General features: G+C 28.6%; 17 protein-coding genes and 1 pseudogene. 10 read left to right on the top strand and 8 right to left on the bottom strand.

Annotation, left to right across the window (positions count from 1 at the left end):
• The first annotated feature begins 113 nt into the window (after positions 1 to 113).
• Both hisC and ABXT45_RS06375 read left to right on the top strand, forming a co-directional pair.
• Complete coding sequence (gene hisC / locus ABXT45_RS06380) at positions 114 to 1,196, top strand: histidinol-phosphate transaminase (RefSeq protein ID WP_415313254.1); 1,083 nt, start codon at positions 114 to 116, stop codon at positions 1,194 to 1,196.
• Positions 1,197 to 1,198: 2 nt separating this feature from the next.
• Entirely contained in the window at positions 1,199 to 2,095 is an 897-nt protein-coding gene (locus ABXT45_RS06375; protein ID WP_415313253.1) for a prephenate dehydrogenase, read from the top strand.
• On the opposite strand, the gene ABXT45_RS06370 is transcribed toward ABXT45_RS06375, so the two are convergent.
• From ABXT45_RS06370 to ABXT45_RS06360, 3 genes are read right to left on the bottom strand one after another with little or no spacing between them, the layout of a single operon-like run.
• Complete coding sequence (locus ABXT45_RS06370) at positions 2,092 to 2,838, bottom strand: NlpC/P60 family protein (protein ID WP_415313251.1); 747 nt, start codon at positions 2,836 to 2,838, stop codon at positions 2,092 to 2,094. The genes ABXT45_RS06375 and ABXT45_RS06370 overlap by 4 nt on opposite strands.
• Positions 2,828 to 4,204 carry an AmpG family muropeptide MFS transporter gene (locus ABXT45_RS06365; protein ID WP_415313249.1) on the bottom strand — a complete coding sequence of 459 codons (1,377 nt, stop codon included), beginning with the start codon at positions 4,202 to 4,204 and terminating at the stop codon, positions 2,828 to 2,830. Before ABXT45_RS06365 ends, ABXT45_RS06370 begins: the two co-directional genes overlap by 11 nt.
• A gap of 2 nt (positions 4,205 to 4,206) precedes the next feature.
• A complete protein-coding gene (locus ABXT45_RS06360) occupies positions 4,207 to 5,652 on the bottom strand; it encodes a TrkH family potassium uptake protein (protein ID WP_415313247.1) in 1,446 nt (481 codons plus the stop codon).
• Between the two features lie 75 nt (positions 5,653 to 5,727).
• Between ABXT45_RS06360 and ABXT45_RS06355 the strand changes: the two genes are divergently transcribed.
• From ABXT45_RS06355 to ABXT45_RS06340, 4 genes are read left to right on the top strand one after another with little or no spacing between them, the layout of a single operon-like run.
• Complete coding sequence (locus ABXT45_RS06355; protein WP_415313246.1) at positions 5,728 to 7,305, top strand: lysine--tRNA ligase; 1,578 nt, start codon at positions 5,728 to 5,730, stop codon at positions 7,303 to 7,305.
• Positions 7,305 to 8,357 (top strand): quinone-dependent dihydroorotate dehydrogenase, encoded by a 1,053-nt coding sequence (locus ABXT45_RS06350; protein ID WP_415313245.1) that lies wholly within the window; start codon positions 7,305 to 7,307, stop codon positions 8,355 to 8,357. The genes ABXT45_RS06355 and ABXT45_RS06350 overlap by 1 nt, the downstream gene beginning before the upstream one ends.
• A gap of 53 nt (positions 8,358 to 8,410) precedes the next feature.
• Positions 8,411 to 8,734 (top strand): 50S ribosomal protein L28, encoded by a 324-nt coding sequence (rpmB, locus tag ABXT45_RS06345; RefSeq protein ID WP_415278128.1) that lies wholly within the window; start codon positions 8,411 to 8,413, stop codon positions 8,732 to 8,734.
• On the top strand, positions 8,734 to 9,288 hold the full coding sequence (locus ABXT45_RS06340; RefSeq protein WP_415271687.1) for a queuosine precursor transporter: 555 nt from the start codon (positions 8,734 to 8,736) through the stop codon (positions 9,286 to 9,288). Before rpmB ends, ABXT45_RS06340 begins: the two co-directional genes overlap by 1 nt.
• Here the strand turns inward: ABXT45_RS06340 and speB are convergent.
• From speB to ABXT45_RS06325, 3 genes and pseudogenes are all read right to left on the bottom strand, one after another.
• A pseudogene (gene speB / locus ABXT45_RS06335) lies at positions 9,285 to 10,159 on the bottom strand (agmatinase). The gene ABXT45_RS06340 and the pseudogene speB sit on opposite strands and share 4 nt — an antisense overlap.
• Positions 10,160 to 10,161: 2 nt before the next feature.
• Entirely contained in the window at positions 10,162 to 11,205 is a 1,044-nt protein-coding gene (locus tag ABXT45_RS06330; RefSeq protein WP_415313243.1) for a 1,9-bis(guanidino)-5-aza-nonane synthase, read from the bottom strand.
• On the bottom strand, positions 11,205 to 12,383 hold the full coding sequence (locus ABXT45_RS06325) for a type III PLP-dependent enzyme (RefSeq protein ID WP_415313241.1): 1,179 nt from the start codon (positions 12,381 to 12,383) through the stop codon (positions 11,205 to 11,207). The genes ABXT45_RS06330 and ABXT45_RS06325 overlap by 1 nt, the downstream gene beginning before the upstream one ends.
• 146 nt (positions 12,384 to 12,529) lie before the next feature.
• Here ABXT45_RS06325 and ABXT45_RS06320 point away from each other — a divergent pair, with 146 nt between their 5' ends.
• Positions 12,530 to 13,093 carry an ActR/PrrA/RegA family redox response regulator transcription factor gene (locus tag ABXT45_RS06320; protein WP_415313240.1) on the top strand — a complete coding sequence of 188 codons (564 nt, stop codon included), beginning with the start codon at positions 12,530 to 12,532 and terminating at the stop codon, positions 13,091 to 13,093.
• On the opposite strand, the gene ABXT45_RS06315 is transcribed toward ABXT45_RS06320, so the two are convergent.
• Positions 13,086 to 13,637 carry a biotin transporter BioY gene (locus ABXT45_RS06315; protein WP_415278123.1) on the bottom strand — a complete coding sequence of 184 codons (552 nt, stop codon included), beginning with the start codon at positions 13,635 to 13,637 and terminating at the stop codon, positions 13,086 to 13,088. The two genes, ABXT45_RS06320 and ABXT45_RS06315, sit on opposite strands and share 8 nt — an antisense overlap.
• A gap of 32 nt (positions 13,638 to 13,669) precedes the next feature.
• Positions 13,670 to 14,599, bottom strand: a complete 930-nt coding sequence (locus ABXT45_RS06310; protein ID WP_415313239.1) for an ABC transporter ATP-binding protein — start codon at positions 14,597 to 14,599, stop codon at positions 13,670 to 13,672.
• Between the two features lie 50 nt (positions 14,600 to 14,649).
• Between ABXT45_RS06310 and polA the strand changes: the two genes are divergently transcribed.
• Genes polA through ABXT45_RS06295 form a run of 3 tightly spaced genes read left to right on the top strand, consistent with a single transcriptional unit; the run spans position 14,650 to position 19,720 of the window.
• A complete protein-coding gene (polA, locus tag ABXT45_RS06305) occupies positions 14,650 to 17,424 on the top strand; it encodes a DNA polymerase I (protein ID WP_415313238.1) in 2,775 nt (924 codons plus the stop codon).
• A 50-nt stretch (positions 17,425 to 17,474) separates the two neighbouring features.
• Positions 17,475 to 18,182 carry a response regulator transcription factor gene (locus ABXT45_RS06300; RefSeq protein ID WP_415313236.1) on the top strand — a complete coding sequence of 236 codons (708 nt, stop codon included), beginning with the start codon at positions 17,475 to 17,477 and terminating at the stop codon, positions 18,180 to 18,182.
• Positions 18,182 to 19,720, top strand: coding sequence for a sensor histidine kinase (locus ABXT45_RS06295; protein ID WP_415313235.1), 1,539 nt, complete (start codon positions 18,182 to 18,184; stop codon positions 19,718 to 19,720). The genes ABXT45_RS06300 and ABXT45_RS06295 overlap by 1 nt, the downstream gene beginning before the upstream one ends.
• The last annotated feature ends 43 nt before the right edge of the window (positions 19,721 to 19,763 follow it).

The raw sequence follows: 19,763 nt of genomic DNA, 5'->3' as shown, positions 1-19,763 counted from the left end.
TCAGCGCATATTTTTTGTACTAGATAGTATTTCTTATGTCAATTTTTTTAAAAAATGACTTATTCTATATGAAAGGATAATATTTTATTTATAAGGTAAATTAAATTAATAAAATGACAGTTCCAAAATTTAAAGAATTCAAAATAAAAGCTTATAAACCAGGTAAGTCAAATATAGCAAAAATACGAAATGTTATAAAATTATCAGCAAATGAGTCAGCTCTTGGTGTTAGCCCAAGAGTAAAGAAAATTTTACAGAATAAAAAGCTGTTAATATCAAAATATCCAGATGGTAAGGCAAAAAACTTAAGAAAAGAAATTTCAAAGAAATATAAGTGTGATTTTGAGAAGATAATTTGTGGTGCAGGGTCAGATGAAATTATTCAAATGATTTGCCAGTTGTACTTAAAACCATCTGATGAAGTGATTGTTCCTCAATATAGCTTTTTAATGTACAGGATATATGCTCAAATAGTGGGGGCAAAAGTTGTTTTTTCTAAGGAAGAAAATTTTAAAGTTTCAATAAATGAAATTATTAAGAAAGTAACAAAAAAAACCAAACTTGTATTTATTGCTAACCCTAACAACCCAACAGGAACATACTTAAGTAGAGCAGAGCTAATAGACTTAAGAATGAAATTGAATAAAAATATTTTACTAGTTTTAGACGATGCGTATTTTGAATATATGAAAAATAAAGATTATAAATCTGGTTTAGATTTATTTAAAAATAAGGATAATGTTGTTGTGATAAGAACTTTTTCAAAAATATATGGACTGGCCTCGTTAAGAGTTGGCTGGGGTCATGGCCCCAAGAAAATTATCTCTGCAATGAATTTAATTAGACCTCCATTTAATGTAAATCAAGTTGCACAGATGGCAGCAATAGAAGCTTTAAAAGATAGAAACTTTATTAATCAATCTGTGAAACATAATATCACAGAAGCAAATAAAGTTAGAAATGATTTAGAAAAACTAAAAATTTTTTCAAATGAAGTAACGGCTAATTTTTTACTGTTAAATTTTGATAAATGTAAATTTTCAGCTAATTATATTTTTAACAAACTGCAGTCAAAAGGAATTATATTAAGATCTACAGAGGATGGATATAATATTAAAAACAAATTAAGATTAACAATTGGATCTAAAAAAGAAAATATGAGATTCATAAGAACGATCAAGACTATCTTTAATTAATTATGAAAAATATTTTAATTATAGGCTGTGGTTTAATTGGCTCTTCATTGTTAAGATCAATATCTGAAAAAAAAATAGCTAAAAAAATATTTGTCTATGAAAAATCAAAATTAAATATTTCAAAAATCAAAAAATTAAAATTACCATGTGAAATTATAGATGATTTAAAGAAAATTATCCCAAACTTAGATTTAATCATATTTTGCACCCCACTAGGAGAATATGAAAAAATAATTTTAAAGATAAATAGATATCTATTACCTAAAACTATTATTACAGATGTTGGATCATCTAAAGAAAAGTCTATGGACTTAATTAAAAGAAAATTGAAAAAAGGAATTTTTTGGACATCCAGTCACCCTATTGCAGGGTCAGAAGTTAGTGGCCCAGAAAACGGGGTAAAAAATTTATTCCTTAATAAATGGTGCATATTAATAAAAGAAAAAAATACCAACAGAAAACACCTTCTGATACTTACCAAGTTCTGGAAAAAAATTGGTTCAAATGTTGCAATTATGGACTCAAAAAAACATGACACGGTTTTTTCTATGACAAGTCATTTACCTCATTTAATTGCATATAATTTGGTTAAAACAGCGACAGATTTTGAAAAACAACAAAAGTATGAATTAATTAAATTCAGTGCAGGTGGTTTGAGAGATTTTTCAAGAATTGCAGCATCTAATGAAATTATGTGGAGAGATATTTTTTTTAATAATCAAAAAAATATTTCAAAAGCTATTGATTTATTTATTAAAAATTTACGTTCATTTAAGAGAGATATTCAATCTAAAAATAATAAGTCCATTATTAAAAAATTAGTTAATACTAAAAAGGTTAGAAAGAAAATAATTAAGTTGAAACAAGATATTAACAAGCCAGACTTTGGAAGAAGTTAATATTTTATAGAGGATATTTTTTTTACTATTAACTTTGCTGTTCTTTCAATTCTATTTATTGTCTCTGTTACATTCATAATCAAAACTTTCTTTTCTGGACCATATGCATGAATTAATTTTTGAGCGTTAATACAAACAGCAACATGACCTTTCCAAAATATAATGTCTCCTTTTTTAAACACTCCACCTTTATTTTTTTTTATTGAATATTTTATTTGATCTTTTGTGTCTCTTGGATAAAATTTATTATTATAGTAAAAAAATAATTGTAAAATAGCAGAGCAGTCTATACCTCTATAAGTTTTACCACCCCAAACATATTTAGTTTTTAAAAAAAATTTTAATACTTTTAAATAATCTTTTTCTATATGATTAATATTTTTTACATCACTTTTTTTAATCCATTTATTTTTTTCAAATTCTATAAATTTTTTACTTTCTTGAATCATTGAAATTCTTGATGCAAAAGGTAAAAAATATTTTGTCTTATTTTTTTGTTTATTATAAATATTTGCTTTTAGAATAAATATTTTATGAGTTGGCTTATGATCTGTAGTGTAATCTTTATTTTTTATGTATCCAATATAATTATCAAATAAAACTTTTATTTTTATCCAGCTTTTATTCTTAGATATAATTTTAAATTTTTCCCCATACAAAATTTGAGAAGTAACTTCAGAAACTACATGGGGTTTTTTATAGATATCTGATAAAGGTTTTTTATAAAAGTAATTATTTTTCACGAAGTTTTAATTTATCTTTAATAAACCACAAACAAATCAATGAGGGTATTACCATGATGGCTGTAATGATAAAAAATACTCCCCAATCTCCATTAAGCCAATCTACTAATGCTCCAGATGATGATGCAAGTGTAGTTCTGCCAGCAGTCCCTATCGATGCAAGTAACGCGTATTGAGTTGCGGTATATGTTCGGTCTACTAATAATGAAATAAATGCTACAAATGCAACTGTTGCAAAAGCTGCGGCTATATCATCAAATATGACTGCTACTGCGAACAATAACTCAGATTTATCACTCCATGCCAAGACTGTGAATAATAAATTAGTTGCTGCCATTAGTATTCCTGCAACAAACATTGCTTTTAAAACGCCAGATCTAATTACAAAAAGCCCACCCAGCAATGTAAATATAACTGTAGTTATCCATCCTAAAGTTTTTGAGTAAATTGCAATGTCACCTTTAGAGAAGCCTATTTCTTTATAAAAAACTATCGACATACGTCCAAGAAAGGCTTCACCAATCTTGAATAAAAAAATAAAGCTTAAAATTCCAATAGCAATTGAAAAACCATTTTTCTTAAAAAAGCTTATTATAGGACCACCTAATGTACTGCTTATCCAAGCTATAAAATTAGTTATAATATTTTTTGATCCAAGTTTGCTTTCTATAAGTTTATCTGTTTTTTTTTGCTTCTTTTGCCTGTCAGTAGAAAGGGGCTCATGAACAAACATTAAACCTATGTTCATCAAAATTACCACAACTCCTAAAATTAAAAATGTAATTTGCCAGTAATTATTAACACCAATATTTTCTAAATATTCTGCTGTAAATAAAGCTATTACACCACCCAATTTATATCCACTCCACCATCCAACAACAGCCATCGCAGCACCAGCTGCCATTGATTTGCTTTCATGCTCACCTATTTGTTCAATTCTTAAGGCATCAACGGTAATATCTTGTGTGGCTGATGCTATAGCAATAACTAAACCAACCGTAATCAGTAGTGCAAGATTTTCAGTGGGATTAATAAAACTCCAGGTAACAAGACAAGTTAAAATTGAAATTTGCATTAAAACTATCCATCCTCTTCTATGCCCAAGTTTTTTTGTTAGGTACGGTACTTGAAATCTATCAATAAGAGGGGCCCATAAATAGTTAAAAGCGTAAACTGCAAATATTAAACCTGCCCAACCAATTGTTGATCTACTTAAACCCTCTTCCTTAAGCCATAAACTCAAACTACTTCCTATGAGAACCCAGGGAAACCCAGAGATAGCCCCAAGCAATAATATTCTAAGCATTCTTTTATCCAGGTAGATAGAAAAAGTTTCTGAGAGCGATTGTTTTTTTATTTCAATCATAATTAATTCCTCCAAAAAGAAGGTAGAAACAATACCAGTATAGCAAACAATTCTAATCTACCCAATATCATTCCAAGACTTAAAATCCATTTAGATATTTCGGGTATATTTGAAAAATCCCCATTAGGGCCAATTGTAGAGCCTAACCCCGGGCCAACATTGGAAATTGATGTGGCAGCACCTGAGATTGAGGTTACAAAATCTAAGCCACTTAAAGATAAAAATGCAGTTATCAAAAAAAATATAACCAAGTAAAGAAAAATAAAAGAGATAATTGAAGCCATAAATTTATCATCTACTTTATTTTTATCATATTTAATTATAAATATACCTCTTGGATAAATAATTTTTTTCAATTGATTAACAATAAATAGATATAAAATTTGAATTCTAAAAATTTTAATTCCACAAGTTGTTGAGCCAGCACAACCACCAATAAACATTAGAGTTAAAAAGAAAATTAGTGGAAAATTTCCCCATCCATCAAATTCTCCGGTGACATATCCCGTACCAGTTAAGATAGAAATAACGTTAAAAACAATTACTCTTATATTAATTTGAGAAAAATCTTTATTTTGAAAAAAAGAATAAATAAAAAGTAGAATAATTGAAAAAATAATTATCTTAATAAATGATTTAATTTGGACATCGGAAGTAAATATTTTTTTATTACCATTTAAAAATTTTATATAAGCTATGAAAGGTAGGCTACCCAGTATAATAAAAACCATCGATGATATTTCAATGGGTAAACTATTAAAATATCCAATAGATTCGTTATAATTTGAAAAGCCACCTGTTGCTATTGTAGTCATGGAGTGAGTTAGGCTATCAAAAACATTCATACCAAAAATTTTATAGGTAACAGCACAAAGTGTTGTTAACACTAAATATACGTAAATTAATCTAAGAGATATTTCCTTAGATTTTGGTAATAACTTTTCTGAAGAATCGTTACTTGAAATCTTAAATAACTGCATTCCCCCGACGTTCATTATTGGCATTAGAGTTATTGCCATTACAATAATACCAATTCCTCCTAACCATTGAAGCATAGCTCGCCATAAAAGTATTGATCTAGGTGCACCCTCCAAGTTTGAAATAATTGTAGACCCTGTCGTGGTAATACCAGACATACTTTCAAAAAAAGAATCAGTAATGGATAGTTCAAGAGTAGAAAAAATAAAAGGTAAAGAGCCAAATATTGCAATACTCAACCAAGAAAGAGCGGTTAATAAGAATGCTTGTTGTAAGTTTAACTTTTTGTCATGGTTTAAATTTGTCAAAAAAAATAAAACACCAAATATTATTGAAACTATAGAAGCCCCAATAAAAGAAGAATCTAGTTCAGAATAAATAAATTGGGCTAAAATTGGAATCATCATAGAAATTCCAAGAATAATTTGCAAAACACCCAAGGTAAAAAAAACAGTTTTATAATTAGACATCTTGATAGAACATTATTTTATGGTAAATAAATTTCAACTCTATAAGAATTAATAAAAACACCAAATATAAGATATTTGTTATTAAACAAAGTGATTAAAAAAGATAATTTAGATAAAACTAACGCATGGCCTTTTGTTGAGGCAAAAAAATTGCTGCGTGAAAGAAAGTCCTTTATTGCTAAAAAGGGTAAAATAATCTTACAAACAGGTTATGGTCCAAGTGGGTTGCCCCATATAGGTACATTTGGTGAAGTTGCAAGAACATCGATGATGGTTAATGCTCTAAAACAGCTCACTGACACACCAACAGAAATCATAACTTTTTCTGATGATATGGATGGCTTTAGGAAAGTTCCAGAAAACGTTCCAAATCAAGAGCTCTTAAATAAAAATCTTCATAAGCCTTTGACTCAAGTGCCCGATCCATTTGAAAAATTTTCAAGTTTTGGTGAGCATAATAATGAAATGTTAAAAGATTTTTTAAATAAATTTAATTTTGAATATAACTTTCAAAGTTCTTCAGTTCTTTATAAGGGTGGTTTTTTTAACCCCACATTACAGATAATTCTAGAAAATTATCAAGGTATTATGGATATAATTCTTCCAACACTAGGAAAAGAAAGACAAAAAACTTACAGTCCATTTTTACCAATTTGTCCAGATACTGGTAGGGTTTTAGAAATTCCAGTTTTAGAAATCTTAAAAGAAAAATCTAAAATTATCTTTGATAATAACGGAAAAAAACTTGAGGTAAGTATCTTAGATGGAAATTGTAAATTACAATGGAAAGTGGATTGGGCAATGAGGTGGTATGCCCTCGATATAGATTTTGAAATGTATGGAAAAGATTTAATAGAAAGTGCAATATTATCTTCAAGAATAGTTAAATTGATTGGCAAAACAAACCCATCTGGCTTTGCTTATGAACTATTTTTAGATGAAAAAGGTGAGAAAATTTCAAAGTCAAAAGGTAATGGGATCACTATTGATCAGTGGTTAGAATATGCGTCTCCTGAAAGTCTTTCATTGTACATGTATCAAAATCCTAAAAGAGCAAAAAAACTATACAAAGAAATAGTTCCAAAAACAGTTGATGAATATTTAGATTTTGTGGAAAAAGCTAAAAATCAAAATGAATTACAGTTATTAATGAATCCAGTTTGGCATGTACATAATGGATTAATTCCTAAAGAAGATACTATTATGAGTTTTTCAATGCTTTTAAATTTAGTGGAGGCAAGTAATGCAGATTCCAAGGAATTACTTTGGAAGTTTGTAAAAAAATATAAAAAAGATATCTCAGAAAAAGATCATATAATTTTTGATAATTTAATTGGCTACGCTATTAAATACTTTAACGATGTAATCAAACTTCAGAAAAAATATAAGAAACCAGATTCAAACGAAAAAATTGCATTAGAGGCTCTAGTAAAGAAACTTGATGACTGTAATGATGCAATGTTACCTGAGGATATTCAAACATTAATTTACTCAACTGGAAAAGAAAATGGATATTCAGAAAATCTACGTGATTGGTTTAAATTAATTTATGAAGTCGTATTTGGAGATGAAAATGGTCCAAGAATGGGCTTTTTTATAAGCTTCTTTGGAGTTAACGAAACTAAAAAATTAATAACAGAAAAAATAAAATAATGTTTTCAAAATTCAGATCACTAATTTTTAAAATTGATCCTGAAACTGCTCATAATTTAGCAATTAAGTCTTTAAGATTAAATTTGACACCAAATTTAAAGGATGAAAATAAAGATGATCCAATGTTCAAGACTAAACTATTTGGCAAAGAAATAGATAACCCAATTGGAATGGCTGCTGGATTTGATAAAAATGCTGAAGTTTATAATTCTTTATTTAAACTTGGATTTGGGTTTGTCGAGGTGGGGACCGTTACACCACTTAAGCAGTATGGAAATCCAAAACCAAGAGTATTTAGATTGGTGGAAGACGAAGCACTTATAAATAGATTAGGATTTAATAATTTAGGATCAGAAAGTGCAAGTAACAGAATTCGATCAAATTTGAATAAGGGCTTATTGGGAATTAATATAGGTCCAAATAAAGATAGTGATGATAGGCTAAATGATTATTTAATTGGTCTTAGAACCTTTCATGATATCGCTGACTATATTACAATTAATATTTCCTCACCTAATACAGAAAACTTAAGAAGTTTTCATGATGAAACTAAATTTGATGAATTAATGAATTTAGTTAAAGAAGAAAAAATTAAGCTTAAATCTAAAATACCAATTGTTGTAAAAATTTCTCCTGATATTTCAGATGAACAAATTGAAGTATTAAGTAAAATATTGTTAGAACATAAAGTAAGTGCAATAATTGTTTCAAATACAACTGCAGGAAATAGAGGTAAATTAAACAATATACTGAAACATCAAAAGGGCGGTTTATCTGGAAAACCTCTTGAAGAAGAGGCCAATAAATTAATAAGTAAGTTTTACAGATTATTAAAAAATAAAATTGAAATTATTGGAGTAGGTGGTGTGGACTCAGGAGAAAGTGCACATAGAAAATTTTTAGCTGGTGCAAGCTATGTTCAATTATATACTGGTATGGTTTTTCAGGGCCCCAATATTGTTGGAAAAATAAAAAAAGAGTTAAAAGAAATATTAATTACTGATGGGATCAAGAATTTTAGAGAAATAATAGGCAAGAAACAGCCTAATTAAAGCTAATAAACTTGACGAGGTCACTAACTCATCTTATATAGTCACTAAATATTATGTCTAAAAAATGCGAATTAACCGGCAAAATACCTATGAAAGGTCACAATGTTAGTCATGCTAACAATAAGACTAATAGAAGATTTTTACCAAATTTAAAAAAAACAAAATTTAAAAGTGAACTTTTAAAAAGAAGCTTAACTTTAACAGTTAGCAATGCAGGTGTTAGATGTGTTGATAAAAAAGGTACTTTTGATGAATTTTTAAAGACTGCAAGAAATAAAAATATATCACCAAGATTAAAAAAATTAAAAAAAAGTATATTAATTAAGTCACCATTCGTTAAAAAAGCACCCAAAGTATCCCCTAGTAAATCAGCTTAATGAAAAAGTTTTTTATACTACTCTCATTTATAATGGGAGTTGTTGTTTTAACTTCAAATTATTTAGTACAATTTCCGATCAACTATTATGGTTTGGAAGAAATATTAACTTATGGAGCTTTTAGTTATCCAGTTGCATTTTTAATTACAGATTTAGCTAATAGATCTTATGGCAAGGTTGTAGCTAGAAAAATTGTTTATGTTGGTTTTATTATAGGGATTGTATTTACTCTTTTCTTTTCAACAAATTTTGCAGACTTAATTTCAGTCAGAATTGCTATAGGTTCAGGCACAGCATTTATGGTTGCGCAGTTGTTGGATGTTCAAATTTTTGACTATTTAAGAAAAAAGAAATGGTTTGTTGCTCCATTAACTTCATCATTAATTGGATCTACTGTAGATACATTTTTATTCTTCTCTATCTCATTTTATGCAACTGGAATTCCATGGGTTACTTTATCTCTAGGTGACTTAGCAGTTAAAATATTTGTAGCTTTAGCAATGTTAATTCCATTCAGATTATTATTGGGAACTCTTAAAGCTTCAAAAGCTTAGTATAAAAATTTGTACGATAAAATTTTATAAGCAAGTTTTGCTACAAGAAAATTGTAAGAATTAAAACCTTTTATAGGTGAAAGTTCATTTATATCTGCACCAACAATATTAGAGTTCTTAGCAGCTATCCGTATAATATTTAAAGTTTCATCCCACAATAGTCCACCTGGTTCAGGTGTACCTGTTGCGGGCATTATACTTGAATCTAAACCATCAACATCAAATGTTAAATAAACTGTTTTATTCTTTATCATTTTTTTAAATTTTTTTAAGTCCCATTTACTTTTGTCTTTTGCCCAAAAGATATCAATTCTAGATGAGTTTTTTTTTAAGAATGGTATTTCACTTTGAGATATATTTCTGATCCCAAATGAGATTATTGAAACATTTTTATGATCAAGACATCTCCTAATAGCTGAAGCATGAGAAAATTTTTCTCCATTATAACTCTCCCTTAAATCTGCGTGTGCATCAAAATGTAGTAGGCATATTTCTTTGTGTTTTTTTACAAATGGAGCAATACATCCGGGTGTTATTGAGTGTTCCCCACCAAAAGTGATTGGAAATAGTTTTTTATCTAATATTTCTTGATTTATATCAGACATCTTTTTAAGAGCTTTTTAATGTCTTTATCAATTTTAAATGGTTTTAAAGTTTTAATTCCAATTTTTTTGTAGGGTTCACAATGTAATTCTTCATCATATAATTCAACTTGATGTGATGCTTTGATAATTTCTTTAGGGCCATTACGAGTGCCACCACCATAACTTACAGTTTTTTCTAAACCAAATGGAACAACTACAACTTTTTCTTTAAAATTAACATCATTGTCAATTCCTAGAAAACCATTTTTATTAGAAAGATATTTCAATTTTATCTAAATATTTTTGAGAAGTTTTTTCTCGTTCTTTTTTTCCAGTCACCTTTATGATAAGCATCACTTGCAATCAAGGGAAGGACACTAGTTGCTTCTGCAAATACCATTTGTTCTTTTGCAATATCTACTTTGCCCCAAGAACTTGCCTCTTTTAATGTGGAGCTACTACAAGCACCATCTCTAGAATCTGCCACTGTAATTTGCACTGCATACTTATGCATCTCAACCTCTTTTCCTAAAAGTTCAGCACAGATAACAGTATCTTGAACAAAATTTTTTGGTACTCCTCCACCAATCATAAATAAGCCAGATCCTCTCGATTGAATCTTTATTTCAGTTAATTCACGAAGTTCTCTAATAGAATCTATCGTAATATGGTTTTTAGGATTATTTTCTTGGTGTGTGACCAATCCAAAACCAGCACTTGAGTCTGTAAATGCCGGACAAAAAATGGGAACATTATTGTCATATGCTGTTTCAATTAAAGAATCTTTTTTTTTAGAATTTTTCTTTAAATATTTTCCCATTTCATAAATAAATTCTCTTGATGTATAACTCCTTGGATCAAGCGTATCTGCTATTTCACATATTTTTTGATCGCATTCCTGTAACTCTTCTTCATCAATATATGTATCGTAAATCCTATCTATATAATTTTTTCTTAATTCGGTGTCATCTTGAAACTGTGAGCCTTGGTAATGTTTAAAGCCTAAAGCTTCAAAAAAATCCATATCAACTATTGAAGCTCCTGTAGCAATAATTGCATCAACCATATTATATTTAACTAAATCTTTATAAATATTCATACATCCTGCAGCAGATGTTGAACCAGCAAGTGTTAAAAAAATTGTGCAATCCTTATCTTGAATCATTTCATTAAAAATATTGGCTGCATTTGCTGTTTCTCTTGAAACAAAAGACATTTTTTCCATTGAGGAAATTATTTTTCTTGCATCAAACGAAGTAATATCGATGTGTTCAACTGGATTTTGTAAGAAGCTTTTTTTGCTATTATGAGTTAAATTTTTGTTTTCTGACATTAGGCAACTAATATATCTTTATTGCTCTCTTTACCATATAACGTCATTATAGGTTCGTCTTCCACTTCATAAATTTCATTAGAATAAAAACCATTAAATTGAGTTCTGAAAGTTAGACCGTAGGCCCCAAGCTGACCTAGCTCAATATAATCATTTTCCTTAATATTGTTTGGAAGAAGAAAAGGTCCTTTCATATAGTCCATGCTATCACAAGTAGGGCCATAAAAATCAAAAGCAGTTAGTTTTTTTGATATTGCTTTTCCACTTTTAATCAAACGAGAAGGGTAAACTATGTTTGGTGTACCTGCATCAAAAAGAGTTCCATACGTCCCATCATTTATATAAAGTTTTTGTTTTTTTCTAAGATTTACTCTTACAATTGTTGATCCACTTTCTGCAACTAATGCTCTTCCGGGCTCACATAATATTTCAGGAAGTTTTTCCAACTTTAAATTTGATAAACCTTTTTTTATTTCTTCAAAATAATTATCCAAAGATTGAGGTACAAGATCTGGATAAATTGCAGGAAATCCACCTCCAATATTAATATAATCTGGAATAATTTTAGTTTTTTTTATTATATTTCCAATGTCAGCAATCCCTTTTGTATATGAAATAGGATGCATGCATTGAGATCCCACATGGAAACTTAAACCTATTTTTTTTGCATATTGCTTTGTTAATCTCAATAAAGCGGTCGCCTCAGATATGGACGCCCCAAATTTTGTTGATAAATCTATTTCAGCATGCTCATTTGAAACGGCTACTCTTACAAATAATTCAAGGTCTTTTGCCTCGTTAGTTGTTTCAATAATTTTTATTAATTCATCTTTAGTATCAAGGGAAAAAGCTTTAACATTATAATTAAAATAAGCCTCTTTAATACTTTTTCTACTTTTGACTGTATGCATATATGAACATTTTGCATTAGGATTAATTGCTCTTATATCTTTAATTTCTTGAATAGAGGCTATATCAAAGTTCTCAATCCCACTTTCAACTATTGTTTTTAGTACTTCAGGATGTGGGTTAGTTTTTACTGCATAAAGCACTTTACCAGGAAATTTATTTCTAAAATATGTAGAAGCTAATTGTATTGATTTTTTCCTAATACAATAAATAGGTTTTTCTGGCTTTAGTTGATTTATAAGATCATCAACTGTTTTAAATTTTTGCATTATGTCTCCAAAAAAAATTTAATAAAAAAAAGTTTTTAAAAATACTTAAAAACTTTCATATAAATCATGCAATTAAGGTAATAGTTAATTAATGTAAAGTAAATAATAGGAGTTGAAATTATTAGATTAGGCACCATATGAGTTAGATGTCTGAACTAAACAATTTAAAAAAACTTGCTGATTTTGACAATAAAACCTTATTAATCGTTGATGATGACAATCCCTTCAGAGACAGGCTTGCTAGAGCAATGGAAAAAAAAGGGTTTGAGGTTTTTCAAGCTGAGGGTGTGCAAAAAGGTATTCAATCAGTTATAGAAAAAAAACCAGGTTTTGCTGTTGTTGATCTTAGACTAACAGATGGAAACGGGCTTCAAGTAGTAAAACAAATTCAAATTTCTAATCCAAACAGTAGAATTATAATGTTAACAGGATATGGAAATATTCCAACAGCTGTAGCTGCAATTAAAGAAGGTGCAATTGATTATCTTGCAAAGCCAGCAGACGCAGATGATGTTGAGAAAGCATTGCTAGCTGATCCAGAGAAAAAAGCTGAACCACCAGAAAACCCCATGTCAGCTGATAGAGTTAAGTGGGAGCACATTCATAGAGTTTTTGAATTATGTAATAGAAATGTATCTGAAACTGCCAGAAGACTTAAAATGCATAGAAGAACATTACAAAGAATTTTATCCAAAAGATCCCCTAGATAAATTTTCTAAATTTAATAATTTTTTTAGCTAATATAGTTAACAAACAAATCTTAAATAATTCAGCTAATAAGAATGGTGTAACTCCTAACTGAAGAATTGGTTTGTCCCATCCAATTAAAGTTCCCAACCAAATAGCTCCAAATACATAGATTACTGAAACAGAAAATATTAATTTTCCAAAAATTATAAAAATATTTTTATTAAAATTTAAATAGCCTGTAAGAAAAGAAGCAAATAAAAACCCAATTAAATATCCCATTGTTGGACCAGTAAAATAAACTATCCCAACACCTTTTTCTGGTGAGTTAGAAAATACTGGCATTCCCAGAATACCCTCTAGAAGATAAACAGCTACAGATGCTAAGCCAATTTTATATCCAAAAGCAATTCCCAAAAAAAGAACTACAAAAGTTTGCATTGTCATAGGTACAGGATAAAATGGTATTTTTAATTTAGCTGAAATAGTTAAAGCCATTGTTCCTATAAAAATTAGAATAAATGTTTTTAATACTTTTTGAATTGAATTAGTTTTTAATAGATCCATATCTACAAATTACTATTTATTAATGTGATAATCTAGTTTTTTATTAGTCTTAAAAAAACATCCTCTAAATCACCATCATCAGTTGAAATATCTATTATTTTTACGTTATTTTTCCTAATTAAATTAATTAACTCTTCCATATTAATTTTACTTTTTTCATAAGAAACACAAACCTCATTATCTATGTGTGAAACTATTTTTAAAGATTCTAGATCGTCATCAATAATATTAATCTTTATGTTAGTTTTAAAGGTTACTTTTTTGGTTTGAATTCTGTCTAATAAATTCTTAGTGCTGTCTAGAGCAACAATATTTCCTTTATTTAATATAGCTATTCTTCCACACATTTCCTCAGCCTCCTCAAGATAATGAGTTGTTAGAATGATCGTTACACCAAGTTCATTGAGTAATTTTACATTTTTCCATAAATTTTGTCTTAACTCAACATCAACGCCAGCTGTAGGTTCGTCTAAAATAACTATTGGTGGCTGATGAACTAAAGCTTTAGCCATTAGCAACCTTCTTTTCATCCCACCAGATAAACTTCTAGCATAGCTGTTAGCTTGTTTTTCTAGGGATACTAATTTTAGAATCATATCTGTAATTCTATCTTTTTCTTTAATTCCATAGAGGCCAGCCTGTAACTCTAATAATTTCCTTGGACTAAAAAATGGATCAAGATTTACTTCTTGAGGTACTATTCCAACTGAAGCTCTAACTTGTCGTGGGTTCTTATCTAGGTCAAAACCCCAGACATTTACTTGTCCTGCTGTTTTTACCACTGTTCCTGCTAAAATATTTATAAATGTTGTTTTCCCAGCACCATTAGGACCCAGAAGACCAAAAATTTCTCCTTCTTTCACGTCTAAGTTTAAATCATTTAATGCAAGATTATCTCCAGTCTGCTTACTTGAATAAATTTTTTTTAAGTTTTTAACAGAAAGTATATTTTTTTGCTCCATGCGTGTTAATACATTTATAGTATTTAAAATTATTAAGATAATATTATTTAATGGATAAAATTAAAAAAACAGACCACTTTTATTTAGTAGATGGTTCGGGTTATATTTTTAGAGCTTATTACGCATTACCACCTCTAACTAGAAAAAGTGATGGTTTACCTGTTGGTGCAGTTAGTGGATTTTGTAGCATGCTATTTAAACTATTAGAAGATTCAAAATCGAATGAAAATCTTCAAAAACCTACACACTTTGCAGTAATATTTGATGCAGCTAGAAAAACTTTTAGAAATGAAATTTATTCAGACTACAAAGCTAATAGATCAGAAGCACCAGATGATTTAGCACCACAGTTTGAATATATAAGAAAGTCTGTAGTTGCTTTTAATTTACCATCTGTAGATCTTCCAAATTATGAAGCAGATGATTTAATAGCCACTTATGCAGAGCAAATTTTAGCAAAGGGTGCGAAGGTAACAATAGTCTCCTCAGATAAAGACTTAATGCAATTGTATAGAAAAGACGTTCGTATATTTGATCCAATGAAAAATAAATTTATAACATCTGAAGATATAGTAACCAAATTTGGAGTGGGTCCAGAAAAAGTTATAGATGTTCAGTCCTTAGCTGGAGACAGTAGCGATAATGTTCCAGGAGTACCAGGTATAGGCGTTAAGACTGCAGCAGAACTGATTAACAAGTATGGAACTTTAGAAAAGTTATTAGATAACGCTCAAGAAATAAAACAAAATAAACGAAGAGAAACACTTATAGAAAACAAAGATAAAGCGATAATTAGTAAAAAATTAGTAACACTAATGAAGGATGCTCCAGTTGAAAGAAAGATAGAAGAATTTCATCTAAAGGAGATCGATAAAAATAAGCTATATAAATTTTTAAGAGAAATGGAGTTTAATAGACTTCTTAGCTCTGTCATTTCCGCATATGGAGAACCTGAGCTAGGAAAAATCGCAAGAGAGACAAAACCTGAAAAAAAACAGCAAAATATCAGTAAAAAAAACTATCATCTCATCACCAATGAAAAAGAAATAGATGGGTGGATTAATGAAGCAGAAGAAGCTGGAGAGCTAGCAATTGATACTGAAACTAGCTCATTAGATGCACATCAAGCTGATTTGGTGGGAATTTCATTAAGCACTAAAATTGGTAAGGCTTGTTACATTCCAATTGGTCATAAGTTTAAAGGATGTTTGAAAAAAGAAGCTGTAATTAAAAAACTAAAACCACTTTTAGAAGACAAGAGCGTAAAAAAGATTGGCCAAAATATTAAGTTTGATTTTATTGTTTTGTTTAAACAGGGAATAGATATGAATTCAATGGAAGATACAATGTTGATGTCTTATGTATTGGATGCTGGAAAAAATAGACACAACATGGATACCCTGTCTGAGATTCATCTACAGCATAAAACAATTTCATTTAAAGAAATTGTTGGCACAGGCAAGAAAGAAATAAATTTTAGTGATGTAGAGTTAGATAAGGCAATGGAGTATGCTGCTGAAGATGCTGATATTACTTACAGATTATACAAAATATTTATTAAAAATTTAAAATTAGAAAAATTAACTAATATTTATGAGATCTTTGAAAAACCTTTAATTAAAATATTAGCATTTATGGAAATTGAAGGAATAAAAATTGATAATAAATTTTTAAAGGTGTTGTCTGAAAAATTTGAGAAAAAAATCAGTAAACTAGAAAAAGAAGTTTTTAAAATTTCAAAAAAAGAATTTAATATTGCTTCACCAAAACAATTAGGTGAAATTATTTACAATGATTTAAAGATTGCCGTACTTAAAAAAACTAGAAAAGGAAGTTTTGCTACAAACGCAGGTGTGTTAGAAGACTTAGCATTTAAAGGACATGAATTTCCTAAATTAATTCTTGACTGGAGACAGGTATCTAAACTTAAAAATACTTATTCGGATGCTTTACCAGAACATATTAATCCAACTACTAAACGAGTTCATACTTCATTTTTATTGGCAGCAACAACAACAGGAAGGCTAGCTTCTAGTGATCCAAATCTACAAAATATTCCCATTAAATCAGATGATGGTAAAGATATAAGAAAAGCTTTTATAGCAGAAAAAGGGTTCACATTAATATCTGCAGATTATAATCAGATTGAAATGAGAATTTTAGCAGATTTAGCAGAAGTCAAAGAGTTGAAAAAAGCGTTTAGTAATGATGAAGACATTCACTCTCTTACAGCAAGCCAAGTATTTAATGTTGATATTAAAAAAGTAGACCAAGACATGAGAAGGAAAGCCAAGGCCATTAATTTTGGAATAATTTATGGTATTTCACAATATGGGCTTGCAAAACAAATCAATGTTTCAAATCATGAAGCAGCTGAATTTTTAAATGCTTATTTCTTAAAATTTCCTGAAATAAAAATTTATATGGATAATACAATTAAGTTTTGTAGAAAAAGTGGCTATGTAAATAATATTTTTGGTCGAAGATCTCATTTTAATGGAATTAATGATAAAAATTTCAATGTAAGAAATTTTCAAGAAAGAGCAGCTATCAATGCTCCCATTCAAGGGTCAGCATCTGAAATCATGCGACTTGCAATGATTAGACTTAATAAAAAATTTAAAAGCATCAAAAATAATAAATCAAAAATATTATTGCAAATTCATGATGAACTAATTTTTGAGGTCCCTGTAAAAGAAGTTAAAAATATAACTGAAATAATTAAGGATGAAATGACAAGTGTTACAGAAAGTGATTTACACACTTTTTCAACACCATTGACGGTAGATGTGAATACAGGGGACAATTGGGGAATACTTCATTAATTTATCTCCATTGCCTAAATTAGAACAATTTAGTATTTTTAAAGTACATTATGCAAACACAAACAATAGCTCTTATTGATGACGATAGAAATATACTTACAAGTATAAGTATAGCTCTTGAAAAAGAGGGCTTCAAAGTTCAAACGTACATTGATGGAGAAAGTGCTTTAATTGGGTTAACTAGAAATCCACCAGATCTTGCTGTTATAGATATAAAGATGCCAAAAATGGATGGTGAAGAACTTTTAAAAAAGTTAAGAAAAAAAACTTCCTTACCTGTAATTTTTTTAACTTCAAAAGATGATGAGATAGACGAACTGTTAAGCTTAAAGTTGGGTGCAGATGATTTTATAAAAAAGTCAGGAGGTTTTTCCATTAAAGTTTTGATAGAAAGAATAAGGGTTCAACTTAGAAAAAAGGATATTAACAATAATCTTGAAGACACAAAAAATATTATTTCACATGGAAAGCTAAAACTTGACCCCTCACAACTTGAATGTGAATGGGATAACCAGCAATTACCAGATAAACTTACCACCACAGAATTTTTAATAGTTAAAGAATTAGCAAAGAGACCAGGAATAATAAAAGAAAGAGCTCAGCTTATGGATATTGCTTATCGAGAAGATACGGATATTGAAGATAGAACTATTGATAGTCACGTTAAAAGAATTAGAAAAAAATTTAAAAAAGTTGATCCTGATTTTACAGCTATAGAAACAAGATATGGCAGTGGATACAGATGGAATGTTGGCTAATGTTCAGCAATTTTCTAAAAAGTTTATCTATATTAAAAAAATTTTTATTTATTAATTTAGTTATTTTTTTAATTATAGGGTTTTTAGCAGCTCTTTACATTAGCAATGCAAAACCTAATTTAATAAAAAACAAAACATCCAAGCATATTCAGATAATTAATAATACAATTGAGCATATTTTAAGATTAAATATAAAATTTGAAGAAGAAGATATTAGAAGATTTTTATTTTCAACAAGATTTTTATTTCAAAATCTAGACAGAGTTATCTTATTTGATAATCAATTTAATTTAGTAGGTGATACTGATACGCTAGATTTAGATCCAAGATCTTTTTCTAGCAGGTTAGATATAGTCGAGTTAGAAATTTTAGATGAAGAAGAAAGCAAAAAAACTGTAGAAATAAAAAATTTAAATAAAGAAAAAACTGTTTCACTTAAAGATGTTCTTACTAATTATTCGTGGTCAAAAGATTATGGAAAACCCTTTACCTTTACTCAGGAAGGCTATGATCAGTTTTTATTAACAACAGTTAAAAGCATAACATTGAATGGAGTTAATATTGGATACCTAGTAATCACTGAAAATGCTAATGATGTTAAATCTGCTATTGATGAAAGAAAAACATTTATTCTAAGAACAGCAATATTTATAATTATAGTAATATTTATATTCTCTTTTGTTTTAAATAGATATTTTCTTAAGCCTATAAAGAACTTAGTAGCGTATACAAAAATTATAAAAGAAAAGAGTAAAAAAAAAACAAATATTAATGAACTTAAAAGTAGAAATGATGAGTTAGGAACTTTGTCAAATTCCTTAGATGATATGACAAGTGAACTTCAAAAAAGAATTTCACATGCAGAAAATTTTTCAACTGACCTTGTTCATGAGATAAGAAACCCTCTAACATCATTAAAAAGTGCTTCAGAAATATTGAATGAGACTGATGATCAATCTCAAAGAAGTAAATTAATTAATATTCTGAATCACGACGTCCAAAGAATTGAAAGATTGATCACTGATTATTCTCAAATATTAAAAGACGAGGTTGCATTAAGTAAAGAAAAAATGAAAAAAATTAATCTCAAGTTAGTTATAAGGTCTGTAGTAGATGATTTTAATAATATTTATGAAGCAAAAAGAGGGATTAAAATAATGTTAAATGATCAAGATGATCAAGAAGAATATTTTATCAATGGAATAGAAAATAGAATTGAACAAATTATTGCAAATTTATTAGATAATTCAATTTCATTTAGTGAGGATAATAAAGAAATCTTAGTTGAAATTTACAAAGGAGATAAAGATAAAATTATTTTAAAAGTTATTGATGAAGGTAAAGGGTTTAAGGAGACAGATACTAAAAAAATATTTAATAGATTCTATAGTAATAGACCAGATACTTTTGGTGAACACTCTGGTTTAGGTCTAAATATAGTAAAAAACCTTGTTGATCTTCATGGTGCTACTATTAATGCTTCAAACAATGCCTCACAAAAAGGTGCAAATGTTGAGATTGTCTTCCCTAAAGTCTAATCATAAGTTGATTAATTAAATTTTTATTATATAAAACTGAGCA

The organism is Candidatus Pelagibacter sp. Uisw_106 (assembly GCF_047724975.1).
In the GTDB taxonomy this organism is placed as follows: Bacteria; Pseudomonadota; Alphaproteobacteria; order Pelagibacterales; family Pelagibacteraceae; genus Pelagibacter.
The sequence above is the reverse complement of the archived record's forward strand: the minus strand, read 5'-3'. Positions and strand labels throughout refer to the sequence as shown.